This is a genomic window from Thalassotalea sp. G2M2-11 (assembly GCF_017168195.1).
In the GTDB taxonomy this organism is placed as follows: domain Bacteria; phylum Pseudomonadota; class Gammaproteobacteria; order Enterobacterales; family Alteromonadaceae; genus Thalassotalea_E.
In genome coordinates this window covers 410,225-434,038 of record NZ_JADNYL010000001.1, presented here as the reverse complement: position 1 = coordinate 434,038, position 23,814 = coordinate 410,225, and the positions used below count along the sequence as shown (strand labels likewise).

Below are 23,814 nucleotides of genomic sequence, written 5' to 3'. Positions count from 1 at the left end.
AAATCTATGCTTGATTGGTCAAATATCTCAACTGTTTTACTTGATATGGACGGTACTATTCTTGATTTATATTTCGATAACCATTTTTGGCTAGAGCATTTACCTAAACGATACAGTGAAAGTGAGAATATTTCATTGTCAGAAGCCAAAAAGTACATGGCAGCACAATACCAAGAAGTTTATGGCACCATTGGCTGGTATTGCTTAGATTACTGGGCTGAACAAACCCAACTTCCCATCGCTATGCTAAAGCGAGAGGTGCAACACCTGATCCGTTTACGCGATGATGCTGAACAATTTTTGTTAACTTTAAAAGCCACTGGCAGACGAGTGATATTAGTCACCAATGCCCACCCGGATAGTTTGTCATTAAAAGTAGAGCGCACTCAATTAGATAAATACTTTGACAAGTTATACTCAACACATGAATTCGGTGTCACTAAAGAATCACAAGAACTGTGGCAAAAACTCAAAAAAACCGAGCCGTTTGATTTATCTTCCACCTTATTTGTTGATGATAATATTGATATTTTAGATTCTGCCAAAGAGTTTGGTATTCAACATTTATTAGCCGTAGCTAATCCTGATAGCCAGCAACCTGCAAGGGAAATCACTCAATATCCGTCAGTACAAGACTTTAATACCTTAGTTGATGATATCAGTAATAATCCCTATAGCGGCTAAAAACGCAAACGATAGCGTCCTTGATTATCTGGAGAGCCTAAAAATGGCACCATTTGTTCTATTGCTTTTGGCATTTGCGCCGTCGGTTTAAGATAGCCATCGCCCGAAACCTGAGCATTTTGACCAAGATATAAATCAAAACTCAAGCCTAGATTATTCGGCTCCTGCAAAGTTAATACAATAGCGCCTTGTTGACAGGTCAATGTCGCCTGAAGATCTCCGAGTGCGATTTTTTCATCCAACGCGGTAACCGCTGCATTAGCCCAACGCACATCACCAGCAAGCGCCTGACAACCTGCTTCACCGGCAACAAATTCATCAATACTCACATCAACAAATTGATGAGCCGTTAACGCAACCGGTAAAGAAAGTTTACTGACAATCCGATTCGCAGACTCGGTTATTTTAGTTTGTGAAAATCGAACATCAGATAACAAACCTGCGATGGTTGCTTGCCCTTCTGGCCCTGGCAGTAAAGCATCGCCGAACGTGACATTAATACTTGGGTCGAAGGTAAAAAATGACCAAACATTCGGTTTGATTTCAATCTTGTGCACAACTTCCTGATTGATTTTCAATGCATCTACTTTAGCATGCCAAATCGTACCCGAAACATTACCTAAAATAACATTGCTTGGTAGTTCAACCCATTGCATCACAACGCGCGCGGGCGTTGAAATAATCAAAAATACAATATACGCCAACAAAAAACTGGCAATAACCGCTACTTTTTTCATTCACTTCTGCCTAATTGCAAACGCTTCACTTGCACTTCCCCTGAGCGCTCTGATGCCGCAATATCAATATTTAACACTTGAATACCTTCTTTTTCAGCCAATTGCGCCAACCACTGTAATAATTGAGTAAAAGAAACACTATCAATCCATACTTGTACATCATTATTTTGCGGTTGTATGCGGGCAATACTAATGTCATAGGAACGAGCTGAACGGTTGACAATACTTGAAATACTGCCTGAACTCGGTCTTGCTAGCTGTCCTTTTGCAGCCTGATAGCGTGCAGTTTCACTAGTGACCCAAGCAAGCAGTTCATTTCGTTTATCAAGTTTCTGTTCGCCTTTTTCAATATGTGTGTTTAACGGTTGCCAGATAAGACTATACAAAATAAAAACGATCACCACTGCGGATAACGCACTGATTAACCGCTGTTCACGCGCGTTTAATTGAAGCCACCAAGCTTTCATGATCGACCTCCGTTACTCGCTTTGATACTAAATGCGCCCGTCACTTTATCCCCTTGATTATTCTGCGTTCCTTGCGACACGCTTAATTGCTGTGACTCTAACTGCACTTTAAACTGCTCAAACTGCTGATAACCGTCAGCTGTTGCTTGTAAACGTAATTCATTTCGTTTGCCATCAAATCGTAGTGAGTCTGGCTTTAACTGTGGCACCGCAGCGAAAGCAGGCTGCACCTTCGCTAATAAAGCAAGGAACTCAGCTTGGTGATCTCCTGAGCCTACAGCACGCATTTTCCGCTTAAGTTGTGAGCGAATCGTTGCGATTCTGACCCGTCGAGTCTCAGGAAAAGCTTGTTTATAAGTGGCCACTATTTGTTGTTCAATTTCAACTTGTTGCTGATTAATTTTCATTAACGTCAGTGACTTAAGCATGACATTGACTAACAAGGCTACCACTAAAAACCCTGCTGCCCATGCCCATGTTTTCAGCAAAGGAGAACGATCTGACTTAACAGCAAACTCTCCTTGTAATAGGTTAATTTTCTGTCCTGATAATTGCTGCGCCATGAGCGCCAAAGGTAATTCTTCAGGTTGAGACTCGATCTCAAGTGCAACATCGGCTTCTGGCAACGGCGAGTAACTCTCAATTACTTTAATTGCTTCACTCGAGAAAGTTTGACAAATATTGGGCCATAACGATGCATCAACGGTGATCCCTTGCCAATCTCCTTGACGTAATATAACTTGTTGACCTAATTGAATCGCTTGCCATTTATCACTTGCATCAGGTAAAGCAAGAGCATCGGGTAACATGCACAACACTTTTATATTCGCGTCTGCTAACCAGGATAACCATAGCTGCATTTGTTGGCGTTCAATCGCCGCCATAAAGCAATTGTGCTGATTATCTGCTGATTTTACATCCCCATAAGCAAAAAATAACTGCTCAACGTCTTGTGCCAAGTCATCTTCTAGCATAAACGGCGCAGCTAATTGCATCGCTTTTTTCGACTTTGCCGGCACTTTGAGCTGTTTTAACGCTACATCACATGCCGGCACTAACACCAGCACTTGCCGAGTTAATGACTTATCATGAAGTTCAGCCAATAACGAAGCACTTGCGAGCTCGCCACTGGCAATAATATTTGTTTCTGTATTCGACCACACCAACCAGTGAACTGGATCGTGTATATGACTACCTAGTCGAATAATTAATTTTTCTGCCATTAGTCACGTCCTATCGTGCGGCTAATTACACTTATTTGATTATTTTCTGCTACTTGTAACACCGAATTCAGTTGAAAGTAGCTCGTATTAAAATTTGTCTTAGCTGTTAGTTTAAAGTATTCACTATCAACTACAAACTGCTGTTTTTGTTCATCGGTTAATTTTAATTTTTTCACTTCAGGCAAATCAAAAAACGCCCCCGTTTCTTTAAAACCTTCAATGCCTCGAGCAGCTAAAATTTGCTCTGCGTCAGTTTCAGCGATAGCAAGTAGTCCTTGGAGCAATTGAGGCTTTTCAGCATCAATGGTATTGATATTGATCTGGTGTAAATCGGTATTAGGTAATGCACAAACATAAGGTTTTAACGCATCGATAACAGGCACAGTAAAATGTTCTATAACCCTTAATTCATTAACGCTCGCTAAGTAATGATTCGCAGGTAGGTAAGGAAACTCTTTGGCAGAATAATCATTATCTTCAGCCCCGCCAGCACTCACTATTGCACTATCATCATCTAACCAATCACTTAACGCATCAGCCATGTATTCAGCTTCAAAATCACCAATACCTTCAATATTCAACGCTAAAATCAGCTCTTGGAATGCTTTTTTTGCCAAAGGCTCTGCTTTTGCCGCAACATTTGGATCATTGATAACCCGCAATGCATTAAGGTTCAAACACGAGTGCATATCAGTAATTTCACCACTGATTTCGCCAAAGTCTACTGGATAGGTGGTTTCACCTTGCGCCCAAATTTGCCCTAAGTGCGTCACTTTAGGCTCTTGTTCAAACGCCGTGGCTAACACACGTTTAGCAAATGCTTCTGCCCCCATCGCATACCAATACGCTTGTTGATTAAAGCTGATATTCGTAGTGCGTTGTACTTGATACTGTAACCTTGCCAGCATCTGTGTCGCAATAATAGCAGCGAGTGCAACCACTAACATAACAGTGATTAATGCAACACCGCTGTTGGGCTTGCGCCTCATGATTTGACCCCAGCTTGTTCAGCAACTAAGAATTTTCGTTCAATTTCACCAAGATCATCTAATTCAAGTGTCAGACTAATTGCTCTGGGTAAACGACCTGCAATGGGTTTTTCCTGCCATTTATTATCATAAAAAAATTGCAACGCCATTGATGAAACATGATCAATTAATACCCTTACTTTAGGTTTTTCTCCCACCACTGCATCTACAAAATTGTAGTGTAAACGTTGTAACTGGTTATCCTTCAGTTGATAAGCAACCGACTGCAAATCACTACGCGGGATCAATAAACCAGGGTTTGTCCATCCCGCACGAACAAAGGCAATAGCCTGCTCCGATAATGAGTAACTATTGTTACTGGTATAAATAAAATCGCTACTCGGCGCTTCACCATCCATGCGTATAGAACGTTGAGATATCTGCAAAAAATCACGCTCAATCACCATGAATGTATTTTGCAGCGCATTGATACGTTCAATTTTATCTTGAGAACTCTGTTCACTTCTCATCACGCCATCAAAAATTGAAAAACTAGCTAAACTGATCATCGCAAAAATAGATACTGCGAGTAACACTTCTATCAAAGTAAAACCAACGGCTAAACGAAGTTGACGAGCCCTGATCATTTGGCACTTCCTTTCGAGATATAGCTTGTCAAACTTGTCAGTGCTAATTCCGATTGTTCATCTGATCTGACTTCAACAACAATAGCACGCATATCTTTGTCAGTTGTCTTGATCACTTTTTGTAGCCAATGCCATTGGCGACCGGCAAGTTCAACCTTGCCTTTTTTATTATTTTTCGGTGGCCAACTCTTCTCTAAATGAGCTTCTACCAATTGATTACTGGCGATCCATTCCGCCATCATTTTATCTTCCAATTGATTCAAACTGGTAAAATGAGTGTCTGCAGTATTTAGCAACGCCAAGCCAGCTAATGAAAACACTGACAATGCTAATAAGACCTCGATTAAGGTAAAGCCGAAACTACGGTTATAATGCATCTGACTCTCCTGACAGCTCGCTAAAATCACCGTTGATAATAGGCTCAGATACCCTCACTGGAGCACTATATAAACCAGTCACGGCATAAGCGATATCTTGCTCGACATCAAACAAATCCGCAAAAGAAAATACCATACGAAACGGCGTAATATCTCCCCCTGAAAGTATATAAACTTGTGGGATAATCACAGGCTGCTCATCACTTGCATCATCCTCAAGGTCTTGTATCGCGTCCTCATCAAGTTGAAATAACTCTCGACTAACAAGGCTGGGCTGTTCCATCGGCAGATCGTCAAACACTAAGTTCATCGTGAACATATCCGGCAATTGATAAATATCAAACAGCTTATTATCAGGAATTGTCGTCCAACTCACACCATCAAAGCCAACAAACTGATAGGTATTGTTTTGAATATACAAGCCAAGTTCTAGGTTGTTGAGTAAGCTATACTCTGCTGCCAAATTAAATACACTAGCAAATCGAGCACTTTCTTGTTGCAGCTGAGCTTCTGGCTTATTGGAATTAAAGTTGAGCTGAACTGCCGCCACCATTAGGCCAACAACGAGGATCACCAACAACACCTCAATTAAGGTAAACCCAAAGTTGTGGTGTTTGTTGGTTAGATTTTTCATTGTATCAACAGAGCATTTCGCACTAGAGGCGAATTATTGGTAGTCGCCTAAATTCCAGTTGCCGATGTCATCATCAGTACCGGCTTCACCATCAGGTCCCATTGAAAAGATATCCATTGCACCATGCTCACCTGGGTTTAACAACTGATAATCATTACCCCATGGGTCTTGAGGCAAACGCTTAATATATCCACCTTCAGGAAAACGCTTAGGGATAGGTTCAATATCCGTTTTTTCCACTAATGCTTCGAGACCTTGCTCTGTAGTGGGGTAATTATAATTCTGTGAACGGTACATACCTAGCGCCGTTTCTAATGAGCCAATATCAATAACCGCTTTTTGTTCGCGCGCAGTATCTTGGCTTCCCATCAGGTTAGGCACAACCATACTGGCAATAATACCGATGATCACTAAAACCACCATCACTTCTAATAAGGTAAAACCTGATTGTGGTTTACTCATTCTCTTCTTATTCATACTAACTTCCTATTAACGTGTTCAACTGCAAAATCGGTTGAAGAATCGCCATAACAATAAATAATACAATGCCAGCCATTGTCACCATAATCGCTGGCTCTACCGCTTTTAGTGAAATATTCACTAATGCTTCAAATTCTCTATCTTGGTTATCTGCCGCTCTGCCTAACATATGTTCTAATTCACCACTTTTTTCACCACTGGCTATCATATGGAGCATCATAGGAGGAAAAAGTTTTGTCTGTTCTAATGACAAGCGTAAACTTGAGCCTTCTCTTACTTTATCCGCCGCTTGTTTCACTTTATCTTTAATGTAAAGGTTATCCAGTACCTCACCAGCTATGGTCATACTTTCCAATAGTGGCACCGCACTGGCTGTTAATATACTTAAAGTACGGGCAAAACGTGCGGTGTTAATGCCTCGGATCACTTTTCCCAGCCCAGGCATAGATAATATTTTTTGATGAACTTGATACTTAAAACTGCTCTTTTTCATCATTTGCAAAAATATAACTACCGCCACTATTATCAAAACTAAAATAGCTAAGCCATAGTGTTGCAAAAACTCACTGGTCGAAATTAAAAATTGTGTCGTTCCCGGCAGATTAGCCCCCATATGCTCAAACTGACCAATAATTTGAGGGACCACTGAGGTTAATAACACCACGATAACCCCAATAGCAACAACAGTCATTATTGATGGGTACACCATAGCCTGAACCATCTGAGAGCGGAGCTTCTGACGCTGTTCGGTATAGTCAGCTAAACGATTTAGAACTTTATCGAGATGGCCTGATTTTTCACCTGCTGCGACCATGGCGCGATAAAGGTGATTAAATACTTGAGGAAATTCCGCCATACTTTCGGCTAAGCCATAGCCTTCGGTGATTTTTGTTCGTACAGCCATCACCATGCTTTTCAGGGTATTTTTTTCACATTGCTCAGCAACAGCAAGCAAAGATTCTTCCAACGGTAAACCTGACTCAACTAACGTAGCAAGTTGACGGGTTAATAAAGCAAGCTCGGTAGCGGTAATTTTTTTGCTACGGCCAAAACCTGATGAAGATTGCTTTTGTTTGCTTTTCATTAAACTAGGAGTGACTTCCGTTGGCATTAACCCCTGATCGCGCAATAAAGTGCGCACATGCCGAGGTGTATCCCCTTCGATGACCCCTTTTTTAATTTTTCCTCGGTTATCAACCGCTTGATAGTCAAATGCTGCCATAATGCTTGATTAATCTTCCCGAGTAACGCGTAACACTTCTTCCAGCGTAGTTATACCACCAAGCACTTTATCAAAGCCATCACGACGAATACTTGCAGTATTAGTACGTATGTATTTTTCAATGGCTTGCTCACCTTTACCATTGTGAATGAGTTCTCGCACCTTATCATCTACCAATAATAATTCGTGGATACCCGTACGCCCTTTATAGCCTTTAAAGTTACATTCTTCACAACCAACGGCTCGATAAATATGCGTCTGACTGTCTGCAGCTAAACCTAAGAGTTTAACTTCTTTATCATCAGGCAGGTGACTTTCCCTACAGTGCGGACAAAGCGTTCTCACTAATCGCTGTGCTAACACGCCTAATAAACTGGAGGAAAGTAAAAATGGCTCAACGCCCATGTCTTCCATACGAGTGATCGCACCAGCAGCGGTATTAGTATGTAAAGTGGATAACACCAAATGCCCAGTTAAACTAGCTTGCACACCAATTTGCGCCGTTTCTAAATCACGTATTTCACCCACCATCACCACATCAGGATCTTGACGTAAAATGGCACGTAACCCGCGCGCAAAGGTCATATCGACCTTAGTGTTTACTTGCGTTTGACCTATGCCTTCAATCGCATACTCGATTGGATCTTCAACGGTTAATACATTGCGCTCATTATGATCGATTTGACTTAAACCAGCGTACAAGGTGGTCGATTTACCTGATCCTGTAGGGCCTGTCACTAAAATAATGCCATGTGGTTTTTCAATTAACCGCGAAAACCTTTCTCGGTTACCATCGGTCATACCCAAGTCTTGTAAATCAAGCCGCGCAGAGTTTTTGTCTAATAAGCGAAGTACAACCCGTTCGCCATGCCCCGTTGGCATGGTTGATACCCGCACATCGACAGCACGCCCAGCAATACGCAAGGAAATTCGCCCGTCTTGTGGAATTCGCTTTTCAGCAATATCAAGCTTAGCCATGACTTTAATACGTGACACCAATAACGAGGCCAATTTACGGTTGGGTTTTAACACTTCACGCAATACACCATCTACGCGAAAACGAATTTGCAATGCTTGTTCAAATGTTTCGATATGAATATCAGAGGCGTTTTCTTTTATTGCTTCGCTGAGCATGGCATTGATCATCTTAATGATCGGCGCATCATCTTCGTTCGCCAATAAATCTTCGGTTTCCACCATCTCATCGGCAAGTGAATATAAGTCCACTTCATTACCGATATCTTCCATCATTTGCTTGGCTTCGGAAGAGTCTCGCTGATAAACAGTCGTAAGCAATAATTCAAAACGCTCAGGTGTTTCTATCACCACCTGAAATGGCTGTTTAGTCAAGCGTCTTACTTCAACCATGACATCGGTTGAGATATCCGCTAAACAATGCAGTGACAATTGCTCATTTTCAAAAGTCAGCAAGGCACTATGGCGTTTAGCATAACCAAACGGCAATTGTAGTACGGTATGTTCGATCGGCGCAGTCACCACGGTTTCATCATCACTTATCATAACTATTGCTGCTCTGATGATTTTTCTTGCTTATCTTTGATATATTGATCAAACGATGGCGGTAACACCAATTTATCATTCCATTTTGGTAATAATGGTAATTTCTCATCGTCCATCAAATCGATGCCTTCTTCTAACTTACGTAATTCATCCGCGCGGATATAATTATATTTTTCCTTGCTGATTTGATTCATCAATTTACCATCACGAATAATTGTTGGGCGCAAAAATACCATTAAGTTACGCTTACGCTTAGTGTTACTGGTAGACTTAAATAAATGGCCTATGATCGGAATATCACCCAGGAATGGTACTTTCTGCACACTTTCCTGTACATCTTCATCAATCAAGCCACCTAAAATAACAGTCGCACCATTATCAGCCATGACCGTGGTTTTTATTTCACGCTTATTAATCGCAATATCAACCCCTGTAGCGCCGCTGACAGAAGAGACTTCCTGCTCTATGGTTAACTGTACGCCCGCGCCTTCATTTACTTGTGGCGTCACTTTTAACTTGATGCCCACTTCTTGACGATCAACCGTTTGGAACGGATTGTTATTATTACTACCAGTAGTAGACCCTGTGATCACTGGTACTTCCTGACCGACTAGAAATTCAGCTTCTTCATTATCAAGCGTGGTGATGCTTGGGGTTGCTAAAATATTTGAATTAGTGTCAGCACTTACCGCTTGCACAATCGCGCCCCAATCATTATCCATGATGCCGAACATCATACCGTTTACTGAACCAAGCACTTGTGCCAGTAAGTCATAATTACCTTTAATGTCTGGTTCTTGCACACCTGGTGAAATAATATTTCCGGTGTCAGGGTGTAATACTGGAGGAATATATTTTCCCTTTTCAGATCTGGCAGCCTCAGCAGCGCCAGCGACGTTACTGATGGTAGCAGGCCCATTAGTAAATTGGGTAAAGCCACCATTTTCGTTGTACCATTGAACTCCTAAGTTCACCCCATCACTTTCAAATACTTCAACAATAATAGCTTCCACTAATACTTGTGCTCGACGTACATCCAACTGGCGAATAACCGCTTCTAACGAACGTAACATATCGGGTTGTGCGGTGATAACCACAGTATTGGTTTCTTTATGAGCATTGATGCTGATATTGCGATTTTTGCTACGCTGTGATTTTGATTTACTACCGTTATCCTCAGCTTCTATCGATTCACTCACCCCTTTAAGAACATCGACTAAATCTTCAGCTTTTGAGTACTTCAAATAATACACCCGTGTATTACCATTACTTTCCAGCTCGCTATCTAAGCGGGATATTAACTTTGCGGTACGCTCGCGTGCTTGTTTTTCACCGCTGACAATCACACTATTGGTTCGTTCATCGGCAACAATTTTTGGGATAAGAAAACTCGGTGTCCCTGCCTTATTGCCAGAGTTTTTATTCAGCGACTCGATAATTCGCACCATTTCACCAGCAGATGCGTATTTTAATTTAATGATTTGCTCGTATTGATCGCCTGCTTTATCAACACGTTTAATTATTTCAGCTAAGCGATTTACCACGGCAGCAGTACCGGTCATAATAAACACATTGGCAGGATCATAATTGACCACTGTGCCACCGCCAGCTTGGTTAGCCATTTGACGTAACAATGGAGATAACTCTCTAACGGTAACATTTTTCACTTCGATCACACGAGTGACCACTTCATCACCAACCCCTGGATTGGTTTCATCAACAAGAGGGGTTGCTGCAGATTTAGCTTTTTTATCGCGGATAATTTTGATGATGTTATTATCCATTTCTATGGCTGCAAAACCATAAACCTCTAATACATTTAAGAAAAATTGGTAATATTGTTCTTCGGATAATAAATCATAACTGCGAACATTCACCTTCCCGCGAACGTTAGGATCGACAATCATGGTTTTCTTCAAATTTTTACCGACAATATTAATAAACTCTTTTAAATCGGTGCCTTTAAAATTAGGAGAATACTGGGCCGCATTAACAGAAAGCGCAGTAAAAGCCATACCATTAAAAAAAACAGCGGTTGATATCACTAAGCAGGCTCGTTTTAGCCAAGGCGCAATTATCGATGTGCGCATGAAAAATTCCTTATACTCTCAAAAATTATTATTCTTCAATACTAAAAAGTATTTCTGTCATTTCGTTGCCTCGCAATACGAGTAACGATAAATCGGTCTGTTCTTTCAGTGCCTGTAACGCTTGAGCGGCTTCACTGGGATTAGTCAGGTCTAAACCATTCATTTGCACGGCAATATCGCCAGATTTCAAACCCGAAGCTTTAAAAAATTCAGGGTTTTTACCTGGCATCAGCTGATAACCAATGATGGTACCATCACTTCGTTTGGGTACTATCTTTAAATGATCGATAATTTTTCCCGGATCATTATTAATATCTTCTTTCAATTGTTTCGCAGATTCACTCAGTAATTGATTATCTCGCTGATCAATTACTTGAGGTTTACTCGGCGCATCAATCACAGGCGGTCTTTTCGAAGGCACGCTTGGCAAAGAGGATGACATTTTATTGTATTTAAAACCATCTAACATTAACGTTTCTAAGCGACCTGACTGTTTAATCAATACCCGATCTTGCGCGACGCTTTCTAATGTTGCTCTGGTGCCTTCTATCTTATCGCCAACACCATAGGTTGTTTGTTTACCGTTTTGTTCAATAATGGCTGCGGCTATCTCTGGCTTATCACTAGCAACCGTCCCCGTTAACTTCAAACGTAGATTAGTTTCTGGTGCATCTTGTACTTTCACTTCCACCACTTTAGGTGTTGCGTTGTATTCACCAAACAAATTTAATTGGATGATCGAGGCGATATCAATTTTCGCACTTTGCGCTTGCGCTAACTGCTGTCCCTGATTAAAAACAGGCGCAGACGCAACTTGCTGCTGTGGTACTAACAACCAGGTCAATTTTGCGCATAGATAAGCGATATAGCACAGCAATAATGCACTGATAACTTTCGCTATTTTTTGCTGAGGTAACTTTAGCAAAACTTCATAGGCTGTTGCTAAATCTTTAGGAAATCCCATTTTATTATAATAATGCAGTTAATTTTGATTTCATCGTTGCCTGATGATACTTGAGCAATCGCTTTGCAACAAGAAATCTACAGGATTTTTCAAGAATATTAAAAAATAACCCGCTCAATAGTGTAAAATAGTGACTACAGATACAACCTATTTTAAATGATTTGAATGACATTAAGATGAAAAAAGATAAAACAGCCGATGTTAGCCATTCAACCCGTTTAGATAAATGGCTTTGGGCAGCACGCTTTTATAAAACACGCGCTATCGCAAAACAGATGATCGATGGCGGTAAAGTATTTTATAATGGTCAGCGCCCTAAATCAGGCAAAAACGTCAATATTGGTGACACCATCAAAGTACGCCAGGGCTACGAAGAAAAAGAAGTTGTTGTTGTTGCACTTGCCGATAAGCGCCGAGATGCGACTTTTGCTCAAACGCTTTATCAGGAAACTGAAGACAGTGTTGAGTTAAGAACTCGTAATGCCATCGCAAGAAAGCAAGGTATTTTATTAAGCCCAGCTGCCGATGGTAAACCCGATAAAAAACAACGCCGACAAATACGACAATTTAAAGAAAGGATCTAAGAGTGACTTCTCAACCAGATATTTTACATCGTTACTTATTTGATGATTTACATGTACGAGGCGAGCTTGTACAACTTAGTCAAACTTATCAACAAATAATCGAGCCACACAATTATCCTTCAGGCGTAAGACAATTATTAGGCGAACTAGTTGCAGCCACTTGCTTATTGACCGCAACGTTAAAATTTGAAGGTGAAATTGCCGTACAGTTACAAGGTGATGGTCCCATTGGCTATCTTGCCGTTAATGGTAATCATCAACAACAAATGCGTGGCATTGCCAAATTATCTGAGCAAACTAATGCCACTGGCTTACAAGCATTAATTGGCAAAGGAAATATGGTGATCACTATACGCCCCAGCAAAGGTGAACCTTACCAAGGTGTCGTTGCACTTGAGCATGCCACACTTGCTGAGTGCTTAGCCCATTACTTTGAAGCATCGGAACAAATTCCGACAAAAATATGGTTATTTCATGACGATACAAATCAACAAGCCGCTGGCAGCTTAGTGCAGCTTTTGCCTGATGGCGATAATAAACAACAGCAGCTTAATGATTTTGATCACCTGTGCCAATTAACAGAAACCATTAAGGCTGATGAAATTTTTACATTAGATGCCAAAGAGCTACTATATCGTTTATATCACCAAGAGCAGGTACGCTTATTCGACCCACAAACGGTCGAATATCAATGTAGTTGCTCACAACAAAAGTGTTTAAATGCCATCGCGCAAATAGAGCCGAGTGAAATCAAAAGTATATTAGCCGAGCAAGGCAACATTAGCATGACCTGTGATTATTGCTTAAGTACTTATCAATTTGATCAGGCACAGTTAGCGCATTTATTGGTAGAGACTAAACACTAATATAGCTGCTATATCTGCTCCGCCCAACAAGTTTCATGGCGGAGCTATGATTATTGTCCGTTAAAGGTTAAATTATAACGTTGAAAAGTAAACAAATAACGTTAGGTCATTCTTTTGGATCACAAAACTTTAGCTAATCAAGTATTAGCCAATATCAAAAAAAATAACAAAGCCACAGCTATTGAAAATTTGACTCAGTTAATAGAAGCACAAGCTGATCTGGGTAATCTTTGGGGTGGATTAACTCGTATTGCATTATCAGTTGGTGAAATAAATTTATCAATCCGCTGTGCTCAATTCTACCTAAATGTTGCTCCTAATGAAGATAATCGACGATTACAAGTAGCTGGGATTTATGCTGAAGCAGGTAAAATACATCAAGCGATTGCTTTGATGGAATCATCTGCAACGCAACATTACTCAATAGCAGCTAATCACTTTTTAGGCACGGCATACAGCCAAGTAGGTCAAATTGAGTTGTCGCTGAAACATTTGAGGTTAGCGCTGTCACAAAATCCTTTATTAGGGATCTCCTGGCTAACATTATCAGCGTTAAAAAAATTTACTATCGAAGACAAAGAGTTTAAAAGCTTACAAGCATTAGAAGTTAAGATGCGTCAAGGCAATGATTTACAAAATCAAATTCCCTATTGGTTTGCCTATGGTAAAGCGTTATTAGATGTGGATAAAGAAGAGCAAGCCTTTGCAAAGTTCTCAATTGGTTGCCAGTTAATGAAGGCAAAATATCCATTTAATGATATTGAATATCAACATCAAATAAATGAGATCATTAGGCATCAAAATCAAGAGTACTTTCAAAAGATTGCGAAATTAACGCCAAAATCGTCAGAGAAGTTTGTTTTTATTATAGGGTTACCCAGAACAGGTACAACCTTATTACAACAGGTATTATCGTCCCATCCTTCAATTGTTAGTGCTGGTGAGTCAAATAGCTTAGCACTTGCTATCGCACAGATAGGACAACAAACAATAAATAATTTAGCTAACCATACAAATGCTAAAGAGATACTGACAACACTGCAAAGCGAATACAGCCAATTGATGGCTCAACGAACCGATGGCAGCCCTTATATAATAGACAAATCATTGAATATTAATCATCACCTTGGTTTGTTGATGCAGCTATACCCTAACGCGACATTTATTAATATTACCCGAGACCCTAACACAACAGCTTGGTCATGTTTTAGAACTTTCTTTAGTCAAGGGTTACCTTGGAGCTTTGACATTTCAAACATCAAAACCTTTATTAATGGTGAAGCAAGACTCATGGCTCATTGGCAATCGCTATTTGCTGATAAAATACTACAGATCAGTTATGAAGAACTTGTACAAAAACCTGAAGCTACGATTAAGCAATGCTGTGCTCAATTAACAACCGAATTTACCCCAGAAATGTTAACTTTTTATCAAAATGACCAGCCAGTACAAACAGCCAGTGTTGGGCAAGTTCGGCAAGCATTAAATCCGCATTCACTCAATTGCTCAGCATTTATCAAAGCAAAGTTCTTCAATTAATGAATATTGTCTCACCCTAGTGCGGGTTATCTTCTGCTTTCAACTTGATTAAGGTCGATAAATCAGGCATTTACCTAGTTATAAAACAACTAACTAATGATAAATGTTTTAATCATTTGCATCTATTGGACAAAAAAAAGCCTTAGCTAAAATGCTAAGGCTTTTTATCTACGTTATTAGCTACACTATATTAGAATTCAGCTGATACACTGAAACGAACATAACGTGGCGTTTGGAATGATGTTGGCAAACCATAAGTTGGGTTGTGCTCGCCGCGAGCAATAACACCAAATGGGCTGGTTGGATGTCCATCATAGTGAGAAAAACGCTCATTTTCTTCATTGAATTGAGTCGCTTTATCATTGTTGAAGACATTAAATACGTCTGCACGGAATGTTATTTTACTGTCATCATAATACCAGTCATAGGTAGCAGATAAATCTAAGTTCCATGTATTAGGCGTACGACCTTCCGAACCACGTTTTACTAGCTGACCATCTTTAACAAACGATGCCGCATCATACAAAGACGCGAATACATCTGTAGGGTGATAACCAAACGAGTTAAGTGGGCGACCTTGAGTCCAACGGAAGTTTGCACCAATGTTAAAGTTTTCCATTACATTGTATGCAGCATTCCACTTAACTTGGTGTCTACGGTCATTAGGTAAGTTACCGTTTGCACCATCAGTTAAACCCGGTTGGTCAAAGTTAGTCGTTAAACCTGAATCATCTTGGTCGTTATCCGAACGAACAAAACCTTCGTTATTACCCCAGCTGTGTGCCCAAGTATAAGTGAAAGACATCATCCATTGGTCGTCCCATTGACGATCTACAGTAACATCTACAGAAGCATAAGAACGCTCTGCTTTAGGATAGCCTAATTGATCTGCACTGATAGTATATTCTTTATATTCTAATGGGCCATCGTCACCATCAGGATCAGTAGTGATAGTCACATCTTCACCTGGATTAGTTAATACATAATAATGGAAACCTGATGCACACATAGTACAACCGCCATCTAACATAGCATCAAAGCCAGCATCAATCGCGATATCTTCTAATGAGCTACCTAAGTCACGATAAGTGGCCTTAACGCCAAAGCTCCAAGAATCATCGATGACTTGTTGGTAACCAATAATGTATTCATCTTGATACATAGGATCTAAGTCTGCATTAACAGTCTCAGCAGTATTTTTTAAGGTACCGTCACCATAAACAGAAACACTACCACCTGAACCTGGAACCAAGTTAGGAGTAAAGTCAGCATTGATACTTTCAACATCAAAATATTGACGCGTATAAGTTTCATCACCCGCTAAACGCACGTTTGTATTCGTTGCAACAGGTAAGAAGTAACGGCCATAGTTGGCAAAGACTTTACTTTCACCATCGCCTTTAACATCCCAGCTTAAACCTAGACGAGGAGCCCATTGGTCAGAAACATCAACAAATTTGTCACCCGCTTTGTTGTAGTTTTCAAACGTTTCATTACGTAAACCAATACGTGCTACTAAGTTCTCAGTAACTTGCCATTTGTCTTCAATATAGAAAGCTGAAGACTTAGTTTCAAAATCACCTTGGTTTCTATAAATTTCTTTACGTACAGAGTCACAGTCTAATTGGCCTTGAGCTAGCAAGTCAGAGTCACAATCTTCATAACGCCATGCTACACCGCCTGCACGTTGAGTATTCTCAGTTGCAGATAAATCTTCTGAATCAATACCAAAACGCAAAGTGTGATCATCATGAACATACCAATCTACGTCAAAACGAAATGCTTTACGCTCATCATTTTGAACCGATGGAGTGAACAATCCAAAACCACCAAATTCACGACCTGAAAAGCGTTCATAAACTACTGGTTTGTCACCAACAGGGTTACTACCTGCGTTTAAATTACTATAGCTCGCTTTGTTAATTGAGTATTGGGCACTAATAGTTAAGTCATCTGTAATAATACCGGTGTACTTAAGACCCCAAGTTTTACCACCGCGCTCTAGGGTGTAGTCACCATAGTGCTCACCGGTAGTATTCGTATCTGGGTTGTAAAGGTTTTTAGTGCTGTCTAAATCAGAACTGTTGTCCCAACCAGTAAACTCTAAGATATGATCATCGGTGATATACCAATCAAGTTTCAACGCATATAAAGTATCGTTAGCTTCACGATCAAAGATAGCACTGCTAGATGCATAGTCGCTATCGCGTTGTTGTTGGTTAAGGATACCAAAGAAGAATAACTTATCTTCAATTAGTGCGCCGCTAGCCCAAAGGTTATAGTTGGTTTCACCAACGTTGTCTCTGTTATTAACAACATAGTACTCAGAACCAGCTTCTTCGATATTATCTGGATCTGTACGTTTTACATCAGGAGACTCTTCTCTTAATGATGCTGGTTCAAAGTAGGCACTTGCACCCCATTTGAATTCATTTGAGCCGCTCTTGGTAACAATGTTTACAACACCACCAGTTGAACGACCGAACTCAGCAGAATAACCACCTGTTTTAACTTCAAATGTCTTATACATTTCAAATGGTAGTTCAGAGCCACCTAAACCATTACGGAAGTTAGTAGTGTTAATTCCATTTACATAATAAACGTTTTCACCAACTGATGAACCGCCGAAAGATGCAAGATTACCAAAATCAGAGTCACCTTCAACGGTACCTGGTGCTAACATTGCAACAGATGTAATGTCACGAGGAACTGGGATTTTCTCTAAGTCAGCAACATCAACGACTAATTGTGATTCACTTGAGCTAACATCGATAGCAGAGATCATAGCACCAGTAACAGTAATACGTTCAATATCGCCACTTTCTAATGCCAAATTCACATTCGTTGAACCGATAGCTCCAACTCTTAAGCTATCTTGCTTTAATACGGTAAAGCCGTCTTTTTTCGCTTCTAATGAGTATTCACCAGCCGGCAATAAAGGAAAACGGTAGTTACCTTGAGCATCAGATAATACAGTACGAGTCAAGCCCGTGGTTAAGTTTTTAATTGTAACAGAAACGCCTGATAACGCTTGGCCTTCTGTCGTAATTGATTTACCAGCGATGTTACCTTCATTTGCCATTGCAGGCATAGCAACACCAAGCGACATTGCTACAGCAGCAGCTGTAACTGAGCGCTTAAACGATCTAGAAATATTATTTCTCATATTGTGTTTCTCTCTGGACTTATAGTGTTTTATTTTTTTATTGTGTTGAAATAGATTCGTGCACAATTGTTACTAAAAAGTAACATGTCGTTGATTCTGCCTCATTTTGAAATATTATCAAGTGAAGTTACATGATCTGAGAAACATATTAAGCACTAACAAGCAGCACAAACAATCACCTTTAAATCAACAACTTAACAAAAGAAAACACTCTTTTGTACGCATTTTTTTACACACATTTGGTTACAAATAGACACACAATGTACGACAATATACCTACAGCCATTCATTCACCCTTCTTGTTTTACCCATATCCCCGAGCTTATTTTATTAGACAAAACTTGATTGTTTTTACAAAGAGAGAGTAGTATTAAATGAACAGCAATAACTAAAGGTTTACTATGGTTACCGACACCGAGGGTTATGTTCATATCATTGAATACTTAACCGAACATTTAAGCTTGTTTGAAAATAAAGCGGCTCAAGCCAGCGATAACGTAACGGTAATGGAAGTCATTGAACAAGAATTAACAGAACAAGTTATTATCGTCTGTAGCCAAAATGAACAACTTAGCTTTAACCAGCGCAACACTATAATTCGTGAAGTAGATGCCATGGTATCTGATCTTGAAGAAATCCTTTCAGGCGTTATCAATAATCCCGCAACCACCGAACAAAAAGCCTTTATTAAAGAGTTTACCTTATTAATTAAAAACTTGTTTGATACCGAAATACATTCAGGTGTCCTCAGCTAACCTCACTCACTAGTCTTCTCCACTTTAGTCAGTTATTATCCTCCTTTTTGCTTTGAGGAAAATATGAAATCACAAGTTAAATGGATCGGCGAAGAGATGTTCGCAGGTATTTCAGAGAGCGGGCATACCGTAGTGTTAGATGCTAATGCTGGTAAACTTGCACCTAGCCCACTAGAGAATATATTGATTTCACTTGGTGGCTGCTCATCGGTAGATGTTGTTAGCATCTTACAAAAAGCACGACAAAACATTACTGGTTGTACTGTAGAGATTTCTGGAACTCGTGTGGACACTGTACCTAAACTATTTTCCGATATACATTTACACTTTGTCATCACTGGTGAAAATGTCTCAGAAAAACATGTAGCAAGGGCGGTTGCATTATCTGCTGACAAATACTGCTCGGTGGCACTGATGCTTAACAAAGCCGTCAACATCAGCCATGATTTTTCAATTAACACACCTTAAGTAGAAACTACGACTAAACAACATAATGTTCGTAAATGTATCAATATGTTGTTTAGCCCATTCATTGCTATTTTTCCCGTACTGCAAACATTACTTTCCAGCTATCAACACCAATAAGAATGCTGCCTGATGGCTATGTCATACAATAGTTCCCCCCTTTATTGGTAAGCCCTGCAGATCAAAAAATTGTAATGAAATAACTTGAAAATATTTTCAAACTATGCAAAATCAGTGTGATGTTACTTTTTGTAACATTTTTACACACATTGTATGAATGAAAAAAACAATAAACGTAAGTCCAGAGAGAAATAAATATGAAAAATATTAAACAGTCACTTATTGCAGGTGCAGTTACTGCTGCCCTAGCCCTAAGTGCAAATACTGCTTTTGCCGGTAACAACGACGGTGGTTTATCGGGTAAAGTTCTCGATGCTGTTACAAGTAACGTTATCAGCGGTGCAACAGTAACAATTAGAAATACTAAAACAGGTTTCACCAAAACGTTAACATCTGACGCTGACGGTTCATTCCGTTTAAGTGGCTTACCAGTTGGTGTTTATAGTGTTACATCAAACTATAACGGTTATGGTGAAGTTTCATTAGGTACTGTTAATGTTGGTATCGGTGGTGACACCAATGTAAACATTACCATGGTTTCTTCTGATAATACTGAAGTTATCGAAGTACGTGGTTCTGCCATTGCTACTATCGACGTAACGTCTTCAGAATCAGCGTTAAACATTAGCTCAGTTGAATTAGAGCGTATTCCTGTTCCTCGTGATGTTACATCTGTTGCTTTATTAGCACCAGGTACAACTCGTGGTGACAGCCGTTTTGGTTCTTCTGCGTCATTCGGTGGTGCATCTGTTGCTGAAAACCAAATGTACATTAACGGCCTTAACGTTACTAACTTCCGTAACGGTTTAGGTTTCTCAAACGTACCATATGAATTTTATGACCAATTCCAAGTGAAAACTGGTGGTTACTCTGCAGAGTTTGGTCGTTCAACAGGTGGTGTTATCAATGCGGTAACTAAATCTGGTTCGAATGATTTTGAATTTGGTGCAAGCATTTTTGTTCAACCAGAAGGCTTACGTGAAACATCTCCTTCTGTACGCGCAAACGATGGTACTTGGTTATCATATCGTGATAATGACACGCGCTCTAGCACACAAGCTAACATATGGGCGTCAGGTGCTATCATAGAAGATACATTATTCTATTATGTAATTTATAACCCAAAAAATATCGATAGCGAATTTGATAGATTTGAATCAAATGGCGATCTATCTAAATATGAACAGGATGATGCATTCTGGGGTGCCAAAATTGACTGGAACATCACAGAAGATCATCGTTTAGAGTTTTTAGCTTTCTCTGATGACAACACTCAAGCAATTAACACTTATCGTAATAACAATGGCAACGCAGAATATGCCTCTACGACAAATGATTTGTCAGGTGGTGATAACTGGTCAATTAAATACACAGGCTATTTAACTGAAGATTTATCGATGACTGTGTTATACGGTGAAAACGAATATAACCGTACATCATTATCAAATACAGCGGATAGCTGTGAACTAGTAATGGATCGCCGTTTTTACTTCGGTGCGGATGGTGACCAGCCAGTACCAGATCGTTATTTAACAGGTTGTAGTACGTTTGATGACTATTTTGTTGAAGTAGGTGATGATACACGTGAAGCATTTCGTGTCGACTTTGAATGGGTATTAGATGATCACATCATTCGCTTTGGTATGGATAACGAGACTAACACTTCATTCAGTGAGCAACGTTATTCTGGTCCTAATGGTGCTTATTGGTTTATTTACCCTGGTTCAGACTTTGGCTACGATGACAGAGATGTTGTACGTGACCGTGTAAGAACTGTTGGTGGTAGTTTTGAAACTGAAGCTGGTGCATTCTACATCGAAGATACTTGGACAATCTCAGAAACCTTAACAGCAAACATTGGCTTACGTCGTGAAATGTTTGACAACAAAAATGGTGAAGGTGAAACGTTTGCGAAAATGGATGACATGATCGCACCACGTTTAGGTTTAACTTGGGATGTAAATGGCGACGGTGAGTCAAAAGCGTTCTTTAACGTAGGTCGTTATTTCTTACCGGTAGCAAGTAATACTAACGTACGTTTAGCTGGTAACGAAGCTGATTCTCGTCGTTATTATTTCTTAGAAGGTTATACAGAAGTTGACGGTATTTACCAAATGACACTTAGCGAACCGTGGAGAACAGATGTAATTTCTGATGGTTCTGTACCTGATACTCGTTCTATCGTCTCTAAAAACTTAGACGCTATGTATCAAGATGAAATCATCATCGGTTATGAAGCCATGCTCAACGATGACTGGTCATACGGTGTTAAATACACTAACCGTGAAATGAACGGTGCCATTGATGATATGATCATCGATCATGCTTATGACTGTGGCGCAGACTATCACCCACACCAATATGTACTAGGTAACCCTGGTAAAGATATGGAAGTTTACGGTGATACTAATTGTGACGGCGAAGCAGATGGCTGGATGACATTCTCTGCTGAAGATTTAGTCTATGCAGAAGCTATTCGTAAATATCACGCGGTTGATTTAAATGTTAAGAAGCAGTGGGATGGCGTATGGTCATTAAGTGCGACTTACACTTGGTCACATAGCTACGGTAATGCTGAAGGTATGGTTAAATCAGATAACGGCCAAGACGATGCTGGTTTAACAACTGACTGGGATTTCCCTGAGTTAATGGATGGTGCATACGGTAACTTACCTAATGACCGTCGTCATATGTTTAAAGTTTACGGTACTTATGCAATCACTGAAGATTTGACTGCTGGCTTTAACTTTAACTTAGAATCAGGTCGTCCGTTAAATGCCTTCGGTTTAGGTCATCCTAACGTTGGTGAGCTAGATTACGGTGAAGGTTACTACCTTACAACATGTGATGATCCATCAGATACTAGCACGTGTGAATACACTAAAACTAATCGTGGCTCTATGGGACGTTTACCATGGCAAGCTCGTTTAGATTTAAACATGATGTACAACACTGAAATTATGGGTGCTGATGCGATGTTTAAAATTGACGTATTTAACGTGTTAAATGCTGATACTTATACACGTGTTGAAGAGACAGCTGAAGAAAACTTTGGTGTAATTAATAGTCGTACATTTGGTCGCCCATTAGCGTTCCAAACTCCTCGTTACGTACAACTGAGTGCACGTTTCGCATTCTAAGTATTAAACGATTAATCGTTTGATTAAAAGCCTCCATATGGAGGCTTTTTTATTGGTTAAACAAGATAATACGAATGAAACCATTCAACTGTAGCGATGCGTTTAGTTAATACTAATAGCGTATTAGAAGCAGTGAATAAGTGAAGTTTCTGTAAAATACAGGCAGGGACTTTAACGAATAATATCAAGCGAGCGGCTAAAAGCCACTCATCCAATCTAATTGCTTATTTGCTTGGTTTTTCTTGTCCATTAATTCTTTAATTAAAGGGGTGAGAATAAGCTCCATTGCTAAGCCCATTTTACCACCTGGCACCACTAAGGTATTCATGCGTGACATGAAAGATCCTTCAATCATGCTGAGGTAATAAGGAAAGTCGACATTGTTAACCTCACGAAAGCGTATTACCACAAAGCTTTCATCTAAGGTAGGAATCGCTTTTGCGCTAAAAGGGTTAGAAGTATCTACTGTAGGCACACGTTGAAAGTTAATGTGGGTGCGTGAAAATTGTGGGGTAATAAATGAGATATAATCTTCCATACTTTTAACGATACTGGCCGTAACTGCCTCTCGGCTGTGGCCACGTTGATTGGTATCACGAATAATTTTTTGTATCCATTCTAAGTTAACAATTGGTACCATGCCGATGAGTAAATCTACGTGTTGGGCCACATTGTTATTTTCGGTGACTACGCCGCCGTGGAGTCCCTCATAGAATAAAAGATCGGTCCCCTCCCCTAGGGGTTCCCATGGAGTAAAAGTACCCGGCATTTGATTGTATGGCACTGCTTCATCAAAGGTATGCAAATAACGACGCATTTGCCCTTTACCTGTTTCGGAATAATCACAGAATAACTTTTCTAAAGCATCAAAGTCATTCGCTTCATCACCGAAGTAGCTAATTTTACGTCCCGTCTCCCGAGCTTTACGTTTTTCAAGATCCATTTCTTGACGAGAGAAGCGATGAAAACTATCACCCTCAACTTTGGCAGAATTGATACCAAGCGTACGAAAAATATGCTCGAATGATTCAGTTGTGGTGGAAGTACCTGCGCCAGAAGAACCTGTAACAGCGATAATGGGGTTTCTCGATGACATAATTGGGACCTTTTTGACGACAGGCTAATGTTATACGAGTATTTAGCTAATTGGTCAAGCCTTTAGCTC

21 protein-coding genes are annotated in these 23,814 nt (G+C 40.0%); 7 read left to right on the top strand and 14 right to left on the bottom strand.

The annotated features are described in order from the left end of the window. The first annotated feature begins 6 nt into the window (after window positions 1-6). Complete coding sequence (gene yrfG / locus IV514_RS01915) at window positions 7-684, top strand: GMP/IMP nucleotidase (protein ID WP_206483220.1); 678 nt, start codon at window positions 7-9, stop codon at window positions 682-684. Here yrfG and IV514_RS01910 read toward each other — a convergent pair. The 12 genes from IV514_RS01910 to gspC all read right to left on the bottom strand — a co-directional run bounded on the left by IV514_RS01910 (window position 681) and on the right by gspC (window position 12,014). Beyond that, a complete protein-coding gene (locus IV514_RS01910) occupies window positions 681-1,421 on the bottom strand; it encodes a type II secretion system protein N (RefSeq protein ID WP_206483219.1) in 741 nt (246 codons plus the stop codon). The two genes, yrfG and IV514_RS01910, sit on opposite strands and share 4 nt — an antisense overlap. Then, window positions 1,418-1,888 (bottom strand): type II secretion system protein M, encoded by a 471-nt coding sequence (locus IV514_RS01905; RefSeq protein ID WP_206483218.1) that lies wholly within the window; start codon window positions 1,886-1,888, stop codon window positions 1,418-1,420. The genes IV514_RS01910 and IV514_RS01905 overlap by 4 nt, the downstream gene beginning before the upstream one ends. Continuing rightward, on the bottom strand, window positions 1,885-3,111 hold the full coding sequence (gspL, locus tag IV514_RS01900; protein WP_206483217.1) for a type II secretion system protein GspL: 1,227 nt from the start codon (window positions 3,109-3,111) through the stop codon (window positions 1,885-1,887). Before gspL ends, IV514_RS01905 begins: the two co-directional genes overlap by 4 nt. Beyond that, window positions 3,111-4,100 carry a type II secretion system minor pseudopilin GspK gene (gene gspK, locus IV514_RS01895; RefSeq protein WP_206483216.1) on the bottom strand — a complete coding sequence of 330 codons (990 nt, stop codon included), beginning with the start codon at window positions 4,098-4,100 and terminating at the stop codon, window positions 3,111-3,113. Before gspK ends, gspL begins: the two co-directional genes overlap by 1 nt. Next, window positions 4,097-4,726: a type II secretion system minor pseudopilin GspJ gene (gspJ, locus tag IV514_RS01890; protein ID WP_206483215.1), complete on the bottom strand. Its 630-nt coding sequence runs from the start codon at window positions 4,724-4,726 to the stop codon at window positions 4,097-4,099. Before gspJ ends, gspK begins: the two co-directional genes overlap by 4 nt. Then, the gene (gene gspI, locus IV514_RS01885; RefSeq protein WP_206483214.1) at window positions 4,723-5,103 is read right to left on the bottom strand and encodes a type II secretion system minor pseudopilin GspI; all 381 of its coding nucleotides are present in this window, start codon (window positions 5,101-5,103) and stop codon (window positions 4,723-4,725) included. The genes gspJ and gspI overlap by 4 nt, the downstream gene beginning before the upstream one ends. After that, entirely contained in the window at window positions 5,093-5,737 is a 645-nt protein-coding gene (gene gspH / locus IV514_RS01880) for a type II secretion system minor pseudopilin GspH (protein ID WP_206483213.1), read from the bottom strand. Before gspH ends, gspI begins: the two co-directional genes overlap by 11 nt. A gap of 33 nt (window positions 5,738-5,770) precedes the next feature. Further along, window positions 5,771-6,214 (bottom strand): type II secretion system major pseudopilin GspG, encoded by a 444-nt coding sequence (gene gspG, locus IV514_RS01875; RefSeq protein WP_206483212.1) that lies wholly within the window; start codon window positions 6,212-6,214, stop codon window positions 5,771-5,773. A gap of 1 nt (window position 6,215) precedes the next feature. After that, window positions 6,216-7,439, bottom strand: a complete 1,224-nt coding sequence (gene gspF, locus IV514_RS01870; RefSeq protein ID WP_206483211.1) for a type II secretion system inner membrane protein GspF — start codon at window positions 7,437-7,439, stop codon at window positions 6,216-6,218. Between the two features lie 9 nt (window positions 7,440-7,448). Continuing rightward, on the bottom strand, window positions 7,449-8,960 hold the full coding sequence (gene gspE, locus IV514_RS01865) for a type II secretion system ATPase GspE (protein WP_206483210.1): 1,512 nt from the start codon (window positions 8,958-8,960) through the stop codon (window positions 7,449-7,451). Window positions 8,961-8,962: 2 nt separating this feature from the next. After that, window positions 8,963-10,975, bottom strand: coding sequence for a type II secretion system secretin GspD (gspD, locus tag IV514_RS01860; RefSeq protein WP_241242198.1), 2,013 nt, complete (start codon window positions 10,973-10,975; stop codon window positions 8,963-8,965). A 103-nt stretch (window positions 10,976-11,078) separates the two neighbouring features. Next, window positions 11,079-12,014 (bottom strand): type II secretion system protein GspC, encoded by a 936-nt coding sequence (gspC, locus tag IV514_RS01855; protein ID WP_206483208.1) that lies wholly within the window; start codon window positions 12,012-12,014, stop codon window positions 11,079-11,081. A 176-nt stretch (window positions 12,015-12,190) separates the two neighbouring features. Between gspC and IV514_RS01850 the strand changes: the two genes are divergently transcribed. The 3 genes from IV514_RS01850 to IV514_RS01840 all read left to right on the top strand — a co-directional run bounded on the left by IV514_RS01850 (window position 12,191) and on the right by IV514_RS01840 (window position 15,003). Continuing rightward, the gene (locus IV514_RS01850; protein ID WP_206483207.1) at window positions 12,191-12,598 is read left to right on the top strand and encodes a S4 domain-containing protein; all 408 of its coding nucleotides are present in this window, start codon (window positions 12,191-12,193) and stop codon (window positions 12,596-12,598) included. Window positions 12,599-12,600: 2 nt separating this feature from the next. After that, entirely contained in the window at window positions 12,601-13,464 is an 864-nt protein-coding gene (hslO, locus tag IV514_RS01845; protein ID WP_206483206.1) for an Hsp33 family molecular chaperone HslO, read from the top strand. Window positions 13,465-13,578: 114 nt separating this feature from the next. After that, a complete protein-coding gene (locus IV514_RS01840; protein WP_206483205.1) occupies window positions 13,579-15,003 on the top strand; it encodes a sulfotransferase in 1,425 nt (474 codons plus the stop codon). A gap of 190 nt (window positions 15,004-15,193) precedes the next feature. Here IV514_RS01840 and IV514_RS01835 read toward each other — a convergent pair whose 3' ends face one another. Next, complete coding sequence (locus IV514_RS01835) at window positions 15,194-18,169, bottom strand: TonB-dependent receptor (protein ID WP_206483204.1); 2,976 nt, start codon at window positions 18,167-18,169, stop codon at window positions 15,194-15,196. 401 nt (window positions 18,170-18,570) lie between these two features. Here IV514_RS01835 and IV514_RS01830 point away from each other — a divergent pair, with 401 nt between their 5' ends. From IV514_RS01830 to IV514_RS01820, 3 genes are all read left to right on the top strand, one after another. Next, window positions 18,571-18,924 (top strand): DUF3802 family protein, encoded by a 354-nt coding sequence (locus tag IV514_RS01830; protein ID WP_206483203.1) that lies wholly within the window; start codon window positions 18,571-18,573, stop codon window positions 18,922-18,924. A 63-nt stretch (window positions 18,925-18,987) separates the two neighbouring features. Then, entirely contained in the window at window positions 18,988-19,392 is a 405-nt protein-coding gene (locus tag IV514_RS01825) for an OsmC family protein (RefSeq protein ID WP_206483202.1), read from the top strand. A gap of 314 nt (window positions 19,393-19,706) precedes the next feature. Then, window positions 19,707-22,649 carry a TonB-dependent receptor gene (locus tag IV514_RS01820; protein ID WP_206483201.1) on the top strand — a complete coding sequence of 981 codons (2,943 nt, stop codon included), beginning with the start codon at window positions 19,707-19,709 and terminating at the stop codon, window positions 22,647-22,649. A 196-nt stretch (window positions 22,650-22,845) separates the two neighbouring features. Here the strand turns inward: IV514_RS01820 and IV514_RS01815 are convergent, their stop codons facing one another. Further along, on the bottom strand, window positions 22,846-23,745 hold the full coding sequence (locus IV514_RS01815) for a phosphoribulokinase (RefSeq protein WP_206483200.1): 900 nt from the start codon (window positions 23,743-23,745) through the stop codon (window positions 22,846-22,848). Window positions 23,746-23,814 lie beyond the last annotated feature (69 nt).

Excerpts from the sequence above, each read along its gene's own strand:
- gspD (WP_241242198.1), bottom strand. The coding sequence starts at position 10,975 with ATGGCTTTTACTGCGCTTTCTGTTAATGCGGCCCAGTATTCTCCTAAT.
- gspH (WP_206483213.1), bottom strand. The coding sequence starts at position 5,737 with ATGAAAAATCTAACCAACAAACACCACAACTTTGGGTTTACCTTAATT.
- IV514_RS01905 (WP_206483218.1), bottom strand. The coding sequence starts at position 1,888 with ATGAAAGCTTGGTGGCTTCAATTAAACGCGCGTGAACAGCGGTTAATC.
- gspK (WP_206483216.1), bottom strand. The coding sequence starts at position 4,100 with ATGAGGCGCAAGCCCAACAGCGGTGTTGCATTAATCACTGTTATGTTA.
- gspC (WP_206483208.1), bottom strand. The coding sequence starts at position 12,014 with ATGGGATTTCCTAAAGATTTAGCAACAGCCTATGAAGTTTTGCTAAAG.
- yrfG (WP_206483220.1), top strand. The coding sequence starts at position 7 with ATGCTTGATTGGTCAAATATCTCAACTGTTTTACTTGATATGGACGGT.
- IV514_RS01830 (WP_206483203.1), top strand. The coding sequence starts at position 18,571 with ATGGTTACCGACACCGAGGGTTATGTTCATATCATTGAATACTTAACC.
- gspF (WP_206483211.1), bottom strand. The coding sequence starts at position 7,439 with ATGGCAGCATTTGACTATCAAGCGGTTGATAACCGAGGAAAAATTAAA.
- gspG (WP_206483212.1), bottom strand. The coding sequence starts at position 6,214 with ATGAATAAGAAGAGAATGAGTAAACCACAATCAGGTTTTACCTTATTA.
- IV514_RS01820 (WP_206483201.1), top strand. The coding sequence starts at position 19,707 with ATGAAAAATATTAAACAGTCACTTATTGCAGGTGCAGTTACTGCTGCC.
- IV514_RS01850 (WP_206483207.1), top strand. The coding sequence starts at position 12,191 with ATGAAAAAAGATAAAACAGCCGATGTTAGCCATTCAACCCGTTTAGAT.
- IV514_RS01815 (WP_206483200.1), bottom strand. The coding sequence starts at position 23,745 with ATGTCATCGAGAAACCCCATTATCGCTGTTACAGGTTCTTCTGGCGCA.
- IV514_RS01825 (WP_206483202.1), top strand. The coding sequence starts at position 18,988 with ATGAAATCACAAGTTAAATGGATCGGCGAAGAGATGTTCGCAGGTATT.
- gspL (WP_206483217.1), bottom strand. The coding sequence starts at position 3,111 with ATGGCAGAAAAATTAATTATTCGACTAGGTAGTCATATACACGATCCA.
- gspJ (WP_206483215.1), bottom strand. The coding sequence starts at position 4,726 with ATGATCAGGGCTCGTCAACTTCGTTTAGCCGTTGGTTTTACTTTGATA.
- gspI (WP_206483214.1), bottom strand. The coding sequence starts at position 5,103 with ATGCATTATAACCGTAGTTTCGGCTTTACCTTAATCGAGGTCTTATTA.
- IV514_RS01910 (WP_206483219.1), bottom strand. The coding sequence starts at position 1,421 with ATGAAAAAAGTAGCGGTTATTGCCAGTTTTTTGTTGGCGTATATTGTA.
- gspE (WP_206483210.1), bottom strand. The coding sequence starts at position 8,960 with ATGATAAGTGATGATGAAACCGTGGTGACTGCGCCGATCGAACATACC.
- IV514_RS01835 (WP_206483204.1), bottom strand. The coding sequence starts at position 18,169 with ATGAGAAATAATATTTCTAGATCGTTTAAGCGCTCAGTTACAGCTGCT.